Here is a 12,522-nt window from a genome sequence, read left to right as displayed (position 1 = left end):
TCTCCAAACTTATTCAGGGGGCAGTACGTGCAGGTCGGCGCCAAGGAGCGACTCCGCGTGGCCGCCGACTTGGATGCGGAACCGTCCAGGTTCGACGATTCGGCGCAAATCCATTCCAACGTACTGCAATTGTTCCTTCGCGACCGTAAACCGGACGGTCGTCGATTCACCGGGCTCTAATTGAATTTTATGGAAACCCTTCAATTCCAAAGCAGGCCTCGTTGCGGAGCTGACGACATCCGTCACGTACAGCTGCACGACTTCCTGTCCCGCCATGCCGCCGGTATTCGTGATGCTGACGCTTACGGTGCAGCTCTCGTCCGGCCGCATGTTAGGTTTGCTCAGCGTGATATCGTCATACCGGAATGACGTGTAGCTGAGGCCGTAGCCGAACGGATATCTCGGCTGCAAGTCCGTCTCCACATACCGCTTGCCTCTGGTCCGCTTCGTATTGTAATAAACCGGAAGCTGTCCGGGATGCTTGGGAATGGATATCGTAAGCCTGCCAGACGGGTTGCAGTCACCGAAGAGAATGTCCGCGATCGCGTTACCGCCTTCCTGTCCGGGATACCAGGCCTCCAGAATCGCATCGGCATGTTCGTCGATCCATGGTTCTACGATAGGCCGTCCGTTAATATAGACGACGATAAGCGGTTTGCCGGTCTTATGAAGCTCCTTCAGCAAATCCAATTGCACGCCGGACAATCCCAGCTCCGCTCTGTCAAAGCCTTCTCCGCAATCCATGTCGCTTAAGCTCGACTGATCCGTTATAATCGCGGCTCCCGTCTTCAGATCTATCGTGCCTTCACCGAAATCCCTTGCGCTGGAACCCCCTACCACGGCGATAATCGCATCCGAGACCTGCGCGATTTGGACCGCAGACTCGAAACCTTCCGTCGACGGATCTTTGATGCGGCTGCCCGGCGCATACAAGACATCGCTTTGGCCGGCGCATTTACGCTGAATGCCGTCCAGTACCGTCACGATTCCGCCGCGCTGCTGCGGCGACGTATAATCGCCCAATTGGTTATAAATGTTGTTTGCGTTAGGTCCGATGACCGCGATTTTGCCCAACGCGGGCGACAGCGGCAGGACTTGATCGCGATTTTTGAGCAAAATCATGCTTTCTTGCGCCATCTGTCTCGCCAGCTTAACGTGGCTCTCTTGGCCGATGATCTCCGAAGCGCGGTCAGGATCGGCGTACGGGCGCTCGAACAAGCCCAGCTCGAATTTCAGGCGAAGGATGCGGCTCACCGCCTGGTCAATATCGTCTATCGCAACCTTTTTATTCCTTACGGCATGCAGAAGATGTTTGCCGAAGCTGTCTCCCGACATCTCCATATCGACGCCCGCCAGCAATGCCGCGACTGCCGCATCCTCTTCGCTCTCCACCACTTGATGGCCGCCGCAAAGCATGCTGATTGCGCCGCAATCCGTAATGACGAAGCCGTCGAATCCCCATTGCTCTCTCAAAGTCCGGGTAAGCAGCTCATGATTCGACGTGCAAGGCACGCCGTCAATTTCGTTGTAGGCCGTCATGATCGACAGCGCCCCCGCTTGCACCGCCTTCTCGAAGGGCAACAAGTCTTTCTCCAGAAGCTCCCTCTCTCCGATTCGGGCGGGAGCGGCATTGCGGCCGCCTTCGGAACCGCCGTAACCGGCGAAATGCTTAAGCGTGGCGACAATGGCATCTTCGGAAGCGATAGACTCCCCTTGCAAACCTTCGACTGCCGCTACCGCCATCTCGCCGATGAGATGCGGGTCCTCGCCGAATGTCTCTTCCGTCCGTCCCCATCTAGGATCGCGGACAACGTCGAGGACGGGAGAATAGGTAACCGTGCCCCCTTGGGCCCGCGTCTCCGCCGCAATCGCGCGGCACACTTCCCGAAACAGCGGCGCATTCCAGCTGCTGCCCATCGCAAGCGGCACAGGGAATACCGTTGCGCCGATGGCCATATGCCCGTGGGAGCATTCCTCCCCGAACAGAATTGGAATGCCAAGCCTCGTATGCTCAATCGCGTATTTCTGAATCAGGTTAATGACTTCCGCCCCTTCGCGGGGAGACAATCCCGAATCCAGCGTTACCCCGGTCCAAGGATCGGCCCGCAGGACGCCGTAGAGCGAGCCGACGCCCCCGCGCTCTATATAGGAACGAAAGGTTTCCGTCAGCGCGACGCCGTCTTCCGTTCGCTCGTAAGCCTGCCAGCCAAAGGGCTGAATGAGCTGCCCGATCTTTTCTTCGAGTGTCATGCGTCCCAGCAAATCATGAACTCTCTCTTCCGTCGCGATAGAAGCGTCCAAATACTTCATCATTTCGATCTCCATGCCAAGATGCCGGCATTCATGCTACGGCATGCTGTCATCGCCGATTCCGGCTTATCCAGCGCTTCGCCCCATGCGACAAAATACCGGAATTCATAGAAGCCGCCCAGCGTCGCCGTAAAATTCGTTTCCCAATAATTGTTCATTGCCCAGGAATAGAGATGGCCCGGATCATGCTTCAGCTTATCGTCTCCGTTCAGTAAGCGGAACCCGTGTTCAAGCGCGCCCAGTTGAATAAGCGGCGTATCCGGCATAGCGATCGCCAGCCCGCCTTGGCTTCCCACGTAAGCGACGCCTTCCCCGATGCAATAATAATCGGCCAGGCTGCCCGGCAGCTGATCCTTGCGAGGACGGGCTAGTGCGTCCATCTTATCCATCCACAGCTGCTGCTCGCCGTCCATGATCGGACCGCCAAACGGCAAGGAAATATAAAGATTCTCCGGATCCCATACGCTGTCCTTATGCATCCGTACGGCCACATCCACGCGCGGCTGGTCCGTATATGCCGTAACGAGCAGAGAATAATGAGAACATCCCGCCACCTCGAACGTCAGTTGAACCGTGCCGTACACATCTCCCTGCGCAATCACTTCCGCACGGGTCATTACTCCGGTCGAGACGACAGCATCCGCTCCTTTGCGGTTGCGGCCCATCTTGCGGCGCACTTCGTACATATCCGTAACGCTTGAGGCGCGGGTCATGTCATATACCGGCGAGAAGGCATTATGATTGCGGTCTGATCGCAGCATTTCCATCCCGGTACGCTTGTCGATCCAGGACGTAATCCCTTCGCCTTTCGCCCATTCCATCCGGACAAACGGCGTTTCCAAATAAGTCGAGGTGAAGCGGAAGGCCTTCTCCGCATGCGATACGTCAATATCCATCATCCTGTCCGACCCTACGTAATCCTCACGGTAAGCTGTCTTTACTTGGCCCTTCCGGACGGGATGGATCATCAGGGTTTTCTCTTCTCCTGCCTGCAGCGTCACCGGCACGCTGACGATGACGCCCCTCGGCGCCACTCTTAGCTGAGCCGCGTACGCCTCTCCGCTTCCTTCGTCGCGGGCTTCGAAGCCGTCCTTGATCAGGTCGTAGTGCCAACCTTCCATAATAAGATGGGCAACGTCTTCCTGCGCGAAAGGATGAGGATTATGCAGCTTGAACCGCATCGGCCGGTCCGGGGCAAGAAGCGCGTCCCCTCTATGCTCCAAGATGTCGTACAATGCTCGATGCGCGAGCGTGCTTGCATTGGCGGCGAATGCCTCTTTGCGGATGCCCAATTCCTGCACGAACGGATTCCATGGCTCCGTCACGGAGGAATGATAGCCCCAAGTATGCTCGGCGAACAGCGTCAGCTCGTATTCCATTGCTTTCATCTCCTCGGGAGTTACGATCTCTCCGTTTGGATCGAGCTGCTTCACTTTCTGATAGACGCGCTGCGCCTCCCGAAATACTTGCACATGCTTCGGCGTCGAACCTACGCCGTCCGTCCACCAGTCCGGCCAATCGCCCCGGTATACCGGAATATCATCGGGATGCTGCTCAGCATGACCGCGTACCGCGTCAAAAAATTCATCCAACGTACACGGCACGATTCTAATTTCTTCGCCATGTTTGCCGTTCCACCGGTTAACGAAATCCATAAGCTGTACATTGGGCGAGCTGTTGTCCGTCGGCAGGCCGGACATCATAACGGGCGCGAACGGGAACGGATACCCGTCCGCCCGCAGCCTCTCCAAATACCTCGGAATGCGCGCTTCCGCGATTTCGAAAGTAATGCCCTTGCTCGTATCGAATTCATCCTTGATCGTATAAGAACCCCCGATACCGGGAATAAGTCCCAAATCGTTGCCGAAGACGTAATGCTCCCCGTTCCAGGTCAGGAGCCTTTCGCCATTTGGCATCTCCCACCAGAACGGCTGCTGCTTCTTCCAAAGGGGATACATCGAATGATGGGTATGGATGCAGGTGATCATGTTTTGAATGCCCGCATTCAGCAGCACCTCGCCATACCCCCAGCTAAAGCCTGTAATATCGGCTGTCATGGCGGATTTCACCGGCATTTCAATCGACTCCCCGTAAACGCGGACGCGGCCGATCATCGCTTCAAGCAGATCTTTGCCGATCAGCTCGCTCATATTGAGGTAGGTGCCCGACAGACCGATATCTCCGCGCTTTACCGCTTCCGCGAACTCCGACTTTTCCTGCTCCGACGCCTTATCGAGAAACGCCTCAATCGGCCAAAACGTTTCACAAACCCACTTGAAGCCCTTCCATTCCGGACGGCGGCCGGCATGAATTTCACGTAAAATATAGAGCGTCTGCCGGATAAAGTCGACGTGATATTGCTTAATCTTCTCTTGCCGCTCCGTATAGCCCACATCGGTATGAGAGTGATGAATTGCGTAAATCGTCCAAGGCTTCGTTCCAGTTTCCATTAGTAATCTCTCCTTTAATTATTCTTTAACCCCGCCCAGTACCATACCTTTCACGAAATACTTCTGAAGGAATGGATAAAAAGCGAGAATCGGCAGCGCGCCTACGAAAATTTGCGCGGCTTTTACGGTTCGGTCCGACACGGAGGCCAGGTTCGCCAGCTGCTCCGCGGACATGTTGGTCAAGCTCGCTTGAACGATGACGGTTTGCAGGTAGCTCGACAGCGGATAGTTATGCTGCGAGTTCATAAGTACAAGGCCGTCAAACCAGGAATTCCAATGCCCGACGATCGTGAACAGCATAATCGTAGCGATGGAAGGCATAGACAGCGGCACATAGACGCGCCATAGCGTCGTCCAATAAGCCGCGCCGTCGACAAACGCCGCCTCCTCGAGCTCTTTGGGCAGCCCTCTGAAAAAATTTAATAATAGAATGACATTAAATACAGGAACGGCTCCGGGAATAACTAATGCCCATACGGAATCCAGCAGCCCGGTCGCGCGAACCGTCATGTACCAAGGAATCAATCCCCCGCTGAACAAGATCGTAAAGACGAAGAACCACGCGTAGCCCGTTCTGAATTTGAGCTCCCTGCCGTTTTTGGACAGCGGATAAGCAGTTAGAATGGTCAGAATCATGCTGACGCTTGTACCGAGCACAACCCGCTTCACTGTGATCCATAACGAAGCCAGAAACTCGCCCTTGGACATTACGAACTCATAGGACTTGAAGGTCAGCTCCCTGGGCCATAGCTTCACGATCCCGGCGCTTGCCGCTACATTGGAGCTTAGGGATACCGCCAAAATATGAATAAGTGGAATCAGGCAAGTTAAGGCGAGCCCAATAAGAAAGACGTAATTGAGGATACGAAACAAGCTGCGCCCAATTGATTTTCCTTCTACCAAACCGGTTCTCTCCTTTCCTAAAAGATGCGGTAATCCGCGATTTTGTAAGCCAGCCAATACGAGATCGAAACAAGCGCAAAGGAAATGAGTGATTTAAACAAACCAAGCGCAGTCGCTACCCCGTACTGCATATCCATTAACCCGATCCGGTAAATTAGCGTATCCAGAATATCTCCGCTCTCGTACACCAGCGGACTATATAAATTAAATACTTGATCAAACCCCGCATTTAACACATTTCCCAAGCTTAATGTCGCCATCAGAACGATGACCGGCATCATCCCGGGGAGGGTAATATGCCAGGTCTGCTTCCATCTGCCAGCCCCATCAATGACGGCCGCTTCGTACAAGCTGGGATTAATCGTCGTCAGCGCCGCTAAATAAACGATCGTGCTGAAGCCGAATTCCTTCCAAATATCCGAAACGATGAGGGTGACCGGAAACCATTCGTTATCGCAGAGAAAAAAAACAGGTTTAATCGAAAACATACCTAAAAACTGATTTAGCAGTCCGTTAGATGGAGACAATATATCGATGAGGACGCCGCCCAGAATGACCCATGACAAAAAGTGAGGCAGGTAAATCAGCGTTTGAACCCATCTCTTCACATACACTTTGCCAACCTCGTTCAGCAAAATCGCGATCGTAATAGGCACAAGAAGCCCGAACACCATCTTGAGAACGGCGATAAATACCGTATTCCAAAGCACCTGACCGAAATCGGGCATTTGAAATAAATATTCGAAGTTTTTCAAGTCCACCCATTTGGAATCAAACAAGCCTTTTGACGGAACATACTTTTGGAACGCCATTAATACCCCTACCATAGGAAAGTAGCAATAGATCAGTACGATGACGGTGCCCGGTATTAGCATCAAGTGCAACGGAAGCTGCTTAAGTCCTTTATTTATGTGCAATATACCCACTTCCTTATTTTCGAATCTCGATCTGTCTGTATAAAAGGAAAGGGGCAAGCAGCTAGCATCTTACCCCTCCTCATCCGTATTATTGTTGCGAAGCGTTCCATTCATTAACTTCTTGCGTAATTTGATCGCCGCCGAGAGCTTTCCAGTCCTCGACGAACTTGTCGAATTGGTCGATCGTGGCAGCGCCGTAAATGATTTTCGTGAAGATTTCAGTCTCCATCTTTTCCAATGTAGCTTTTTTCTCGCCCATCGTATCGGTAGGAGCGCCGCCGTATCCTTCGGAGATCACTTTGCCTTCATCCGACAGCTTCTTCAGAACCATCATCGCGCCTTCCGGACCGCTCTGATACATTTCGCCATAGAAATTCAAGTCTCCGCCTTGGAATGCCTTGATTTTATCGTAGGTTGATTTCTCTTCCGGGTTCAGTGCGGACGGATCCCCGTTCTTGAGCGCTTCCGCCACGTTCACCGAACGCTTAATGTCTTTATCCGGGACGAATAAATCCACCATCGAAAATTTGGCAACCGAGATGCCGCTGCTGTCTACGCCATATTTCAAATAATCCGCAGTTTCTCCGTACAGCTTCTCCATAAAGAGGTTTGCCAGCTTGATTGCGACTTCCGGATGCTTCATATCCTTCTTGACGACATAGTAGAACGATGCGCCAAACGGCATTTGCACGGTGGCGTTGCCGCCGTCGACCGACGGGATCGGAAAAGGTCTCCACTCCGCTGCACCGTTTTTCTTTTTGTTGTCCTGAAGCGGCCATTGCGAAGCCCAGCTTGGTCCGAACATCATCCCTACGCGATCGTCGACCAGCGATTCCGCTACTTTCGAGCCGTCCTTTACGCCAAATTCCTTATCCAGTTCGCCGTTCTTGTACAGTTCCGCCAGCTTGGCCAGCGCGGCTTTGACTTCCGGTTGGATGCTTCCGTACACCAGTTTGCCAGATGCGTCTTTTTTCCAGATCCGAGGATAAGCTCCATAAGCATTAAGGAATCCGTTTAGGGAAGGATATCCGTTAATGATCTCTTTGCTCAGCGCGATGCCGAACGTATCCGCCTTGCCGTTGCCGTCAGGATCTTTGGTCGTGAAGGCATTCGAAATTTGCAATACTTCTTCCCAAGTCTTCGGCTCGGAAAGTCCAAGCTTCGTCAACCAGTCCGTACGCAGCCAGAGCAACGGCGTTTGCGCGCCGATCATCGGCTCCGTCTTCGGAATGGCGTACAGCTTGCCGTCGAAGGTAGCGGATTGCAGAGCCTGCTTGTCCTGTTCGAAAACGCCTTTCACCGCCGGAGTCGCATATTTCTCATAAACGGACGTCAAGTCCTCCACCATATCCGATTCGACCAATTGCTTCAATTGGGAGGAGTTGACCATCATCAGATCAGGTATTTCTCCCGAAGCGATGGAGAGGTTCAACTTCTGGAAATATTGTGCGTCGGTTCCTTTCACGATCCAATCGTATTTCAGATTGATGCCCATATCTTTATAGAGATCTTCCCAGGCATTTTTGGACTCCGATTGACCTTCCGGATACACAACGTCCTGAGTGATGAATTTCGCCGCAGTCACATCTATAGGAGGATCAAATTTGCCAAGCGGCTCGATAACGGTCTCTCCAGTTCCTTGATTGCCCGAATTTGCATTCCCGCTTGGTTCATTTCCCTCGTTTTTGCCGCCACAGCCGGCCAGCACGACGGAACAAGCCAACATGCTTGCGAGAATGAGACTCCAATACCCTTTTCTCTTCATCATGAACACCCTTTTCTAGTTAGTATTCCTTGCTACGGCTTCATTATAAAAGCTTAGAGAGTTCGCTAACTAGTTTCCATTCGTGACATTTGTATCTTTTATTTACACGTTTGAATCCCGCTTTAGCTCCCGGTATTCCTGTGGCGTCAGATTCGTCGCCTTTTTGAAGAAACGATGGAAATACTGCGAAGACAAGAAACCGAGCTCTGCGGCGATCTCATGCACCTTGTAACGGTCCTGTTCCAGCATACGCTTCGCTTTCTCCAGCCTAATCTCGTTGATGTAAGCGGACAGCCCTTTGCCCGTTAATTTTTTGTACAATCTGGAGAGATAGGACGGGTTATGTCCCACCACCTCGCCAATTCGTGACAGCGACAAATCCCCCGACAAATGGTTTGCGACGTATTGCTGGATCTTCTGAATAAGCTCATGCTCCTGAACAATCATTCCGGCATGCTGACATTCAAAGATACGCTTGGCGTAAAAAATGAATTCTTCGCAAATCTGATGCCAGGAACGGTACCTTTCGAACTGCGTAAACCGTCCCAAATCCTGATCGGAGCGAGCGTCATGGCTGGAATGCATCAAGCCGTGGGGAAGGAATACCGCCACAAGCAAATAGTATAGCTCCATCTGCACGGCGCTTGGGAATGGTCCTGATAACGACGCGAAAGCAAGCAGCTCCTCCAGCGTTTCGATCGACGCTTCCTCCTGGCCGTTCTCCATACAGGACTTCAAATAGGCGATCTTATTGAAGTGAACCGATGTCAGGCGCACCTCGACGTCGTTTTCTTCGCTTGCCGGCATGGATTCAGGCTCGAGCAAAATCAGTTCGCTCCCGAATCCAAGGCCGCTATGGAAGAGCAGATTAAGACGCTCGAACTTGTGCGGAATATCGGACCACTCCGAGAATCCGCTCGCAAGCGCCAATGATAACGGCAGCTTTAGAAGATGGAGCGACGTCCCCTGGATTTGCTCCAACATCTCGCGAACGAACAGGTAGGTTCTCTTTCGAACCTCGGGATCTGATGGGGCTTCGGAGGGCTGGATGAACCAAGCCATCTTGTTTTTGTCAAAGCTCATGGAGGTTGCCTTCGTGAGCGGGGATAATAATTCGTTCGTCATATTATCCAGCGCAAATTGGAACAGCGTTCGGTCCATCAAGCCATCCCGCTGTCCCCAATCATCGATACGTGCGATCATGAGCAAGCAAGGGCCGCCGTCATCCAGTGGAATCTGCAGATCTTCGAATTTGTCGCGAAGCGAAAGAAGCGACTTGTCGTTCCCTTGTATCAGCTCGTTCAGATACTGCTTCTGAAGATAAGGCAGCGCCATCTTCCTTTGCTGGCTCGCCAGGGTGAGCTGCATGTCCACCAATTGCTCCTGATCGAGCTGTTTAGCTGCCGCGACAATGCATTCCACGATTTTTGCATTGCCTTCGGTCTTTAGAATATAGTCCACGCTGCCTTGCCGAATCGCTTGCTGAATATAAGTAAAGTCGCTGTAACCCGTCAAGAAGATCACTTTGCACCTGGGCCACTGCTTCACGATCTCGCCCTGAAGCTCCAGACCGTTCATGCCCGGCATCTGAATATCCGACAACACGATGTCTATTTTCATTCTTCCGAGCCACATCAACGCCTCCTGCGACGTCGCCGCCGAATAGATTTCTAATTCGGGTTCTGTCAGCCTGCTGCATAACTCCACAAGCCCTTGCAAAATAAACGGTTCGTCATCCACGATTAATAAACGGTACATCATTGATCCTCCTTTGTCTTATCAGGAATTTTCATCGTGACGCCCAAACCGCCAAGTTCACTGCGGAATACGTCCAGCCCGGCCTGCGGTCCGAACTTGATCTGCAGCCGCCTGTGCACATTCACGATTCCCGTCGTTTCAAGTCCCGATGTATCCTGAAGCCTGCACCTGAGGCTCATAAGCTGGTCATTCGTCAGCTTGGTGCCGTTATCCTCGAAATGGATACGAAGGATGTTGTCCCGCAAGTCATTCGTTATCCGCAAAATACCTTCCGATATTCTGGACTCTAATCCATGCTGGTAGGCATTTTCGATGATAGGCTGCACGATGAGACGCGGTACCGGCATCGCTTCCCATTGCGCGGGAATCGGTTCCGCCGAAACTCTGATCCGGTTACCGAACCGCATTGTCTGGATATTCAAGTAAGCCTCCGCATGCTTCATCTCCTGCCCGAGCGGCAGCTCCGACTTCGCGTCCCTTGTAATAAACTGAAAGTAGTTCCCCAGGTAGTGGACGAACTTCCTTGCATTGTCCATATCCTCGAATTCGATCAGCTGATGCAAAATAAAAAAGCTGTTGTACAGGAAATGCGGATTGATCTGCGACTGGAGCTGTCTGAGCTCGGACTGCTGACTCCTGATTTGCTGCTCGTACACTTCCTGGATCAGCGATTGCAGCTTGGCGACCATCTTATTGAACTGTTCCGACAGGTCCGAAAATTCATCGTTGCTGCTCTGCGAGATCCGCACCGTAAGCTGGCCCTGCTCCACCTTACGGAATGCCTTGAGCAGATTGCGAACCGGATTTCGAATCGCTTTAAAAATCCAATATGAGAACAGAGCCATCACAACGATGGACAACGCGAACAAGATCCAGAACAACACATTGTATTTGTCAAAATCGCGCATAATAACGTCTTCGGGCGTATAGATCGCCAGCGAAAAATCGTAACCGGTGGATCGCTGGAACGAAACCAGGTATCTCTTCCCTAAGCTTTGGAATATGACGCTTTCGACTTCGCCGCCCACCTGCCGGGATAATAACCGTTCCATTTCGTCGGACGCGCCCGAGACGGCGCGGTTCGTAATGGAACGGCCCTCCCGAGTGAAGTGGAGGTACGCTCCTCCTTTATCCGACATGGCGCCCAAATCCTCCATGATCATCCGCTGATTGATCTCGATCTCGATCAAGAAAATGGGAGCCCGGTCTGTGAACGCACTTTCCGGGAAATAGGAGCCCATGAGGAGCTTATTGTCATGCCATAATAACGGAGATAATTGCTGCTGCAAGTTAAAGCGAATCGCTTCCATTTGTTTGAGTGAAACGCCGTCGAGGTAGCTTCCCGGCTTGATCCGCTTATCGATCAGCGGGATGTGAAGGGTCGCATCGGCTATGTAAGAGCTTGAGTCCTGAAGCAGCGACAGCTTTTTCTCCAGCCGTAAAATCGCTTCTCGCCGCTCGTTCTCCGTTAAAGCCGGCGCTATCGTGCTTAAAGTCATAAGATCCTCGTCCACGAGTAAGGAGCGCTTGAAGCTTTCGATATTGACCATTTCGTTCGTCAGTGAGGACAAATAAAAGTCCACGCTGGTATGCATGGATTGCAGAATCTGATCCCGTAAACTGCCGGCCACCTGTTTGTTCAAAAAAATGCCCAGCATGTACACGGGCAAAATCGCGATCATGAAGCCCATGAGCAGCTTGGGAAAAACCGTAAACCTTTTCTTTTTAAACTGCATTGCGTTTCCTCCTACCGATCGTTTGCATCGAGTTCCATGTTGCATTCACTTATGGGACAAGTAAATCAAGCCGCCGGAAAGGATCATATTTCTCCCAAGTAATGGAAAAACCCAACCGCAAAGGGTCAGGTTTTCATGATATGTATGGGTGAGTTTTTCCTGTTTATTTGGTAACTTTCGTTACCGTAATATTCTTGACCTCGGACATGTTCCCCATGTAATCTTCCAGCGTAATATACTTCTTCGTAGGTTTAACTGCTATACCATTGACGTTAATGTACATATGCCACCAGTCTTTCGAGTTGTTATACGTAAGCCAATTTATTGTAGTATTCTTAACGTCCAGATTCGTTTTATACAGACGCAGGAAATTCTTCGCATCCAAGGATCCATTCACGATTCCGCCTTTGTAGCCGCCAATGCTGCTGATATTTGTTCAGCAGCGTATCGAGTTCCTGTGATTTCTTTAAGACCATACTGGACGATAATCCATATTGATCGATCGCTTGGTGCATTTCCTCCCGTTTGCACTCGATCGCCCATTCAATTTGAGACTTTCGTTCCACGAAACAACCTCCACACCGTTTATAAGCAGAATCTAGCCTATTTTTCCATAACCATTCACTCCTCTAGAGTATTCGTTCCACGGACCCCTTGAAAAGCAAAAATGCACCCCATAGAAT

8 protein-coding genes are annotated in these 12,522 nt (G+C 51.7%); all 8 read right to left on the bottom strand.

Annotated features, from left to right (window positions below):
- Nucleotides 1–9: 9 nt before the first annotated feature.
- The 8 genes from AC0YNZ_RS21665 to AC0YNZ_RS21630 all read right to left on the bottom strand — a co-directional run bounded on the left by AC0YNZ_RS21665 (nt 10) and on the right by AC0YNZ_RS21630 (nt 12,405).
- The gene (locus tag AC0YNZ_RS21665; protein ID WP_475828582.1) at nt 10–2,313 is read right to left on the bottom strand and encodes a glycoside hydrolase family 3 N-terminal domain-containing protein; all 2,304 of its coding nucleotides are present in this window, start codon (nt 2,311–2,313) and stop codon (nt 10–12) included.
- A complete protein-coding gene (locus AC0YNZ_RS21660; RefSeq protein ID WP_475828581.1) occupies nt 2,310–4,760 on the bottom strand; it encodes a glycoside hydrolase family 38 N-terminal domain-containing protein in 2,451 nt (816 codons plus the stop codon). Before AC0YNZ_RS21660 ends, AC0YNZ_RS21665 begins: the two co-directional genes overlap by 4 nt.
- A gap of 18 nt (nt 4,761–4,778) precedes the next feature.
- Nucleotides 4,779–5,663 carry a carbohydrate ABC transporter permease gene (locus AC0YNZ_RS21655; RefSeq protein ID WP_475828580.1) on the bottom strand — a complete coding sequence of 295 codons (885 nt, stop codon included), beginning with the start codon at nt 5,661–5,663 and terminating at the stop codon, nt 4,779–4,781.
- A gap of 17 nt (nt 5,664–5,680) precedes the next feature.
- On the bottom strand, nt 5,681–6,538 hold the full coding sequence (locus AC0YNZ_RS21650; RefSeq protein ID WP_475828624.1) for an ABC transporter permease: 858 nt from the start codon (nt 6,536–6,538) through the stop codon (nt 5,681–5,683).
- A gap of 130 nt (nt 6,539–6,668) precedes the next feature.
- A complete protein-coding gene (locus AC0YNZ_RS21645; protein WP_475828579.1) occupies nt 6,669–8,348 on the bottom strand; it encodes an extracellular solute-binding protein in 1,680 nt (559 codons plus the stop codon).
- 99 nt (nt 8,349–8,447) lie between these two features.
- Nucleotides 8,448–10,103, bottom strand: a complete 1,656-nt coding sequence (locus tag AC0YNZ_RS21640) for a response regulator (RefSeq protein ID WP_475828578.1) — start codon at nt 10,101–10,103, stop codon at nt 8,448–8,450.
- Nucleotides 10,103–11,839, bottom strand: a complete 1,737-nt coding sequence (locus tag AC0YNZ_RS21635; RefSeq protein WP_475828577.1) for a sensor histidine kinase — start codon at nt 11,837–11,839, stop codon at nt 10,103–10,105. The genes AC0YNZ_RS21640 and AC0YNZ_RS21635 overlap by 1 nt, the downstream gene beginning before the upstream one ends.
- A 353-nt stretch (nt 11,840–12,192) precedes the next feature.
- Nucleotides 12,193–12,405 (bottom strand): Spo0E family sporulation regulatory protein-aspartic acid phosphatase, encoded by a 213-nt coding sequence (locus tag AC0YNZ_RS21630; RefSeq protein WP_475828576.1) that lies wholly within the window; start codon nt 12,403–12,405, stop codon nt 12,193–12,195.
- Nucleotides 12,406–12,522 lie beyond the last annotated feature (117 nt).

This window comes from Paenibacillus sp. J2L1-98, assembly GCF_056269405.1.
The sequence above is the reverse complement of the archived record's forward strand: the minus strand, read 5'-3'. Positions and strand labels throughout refer to the sequence as shown.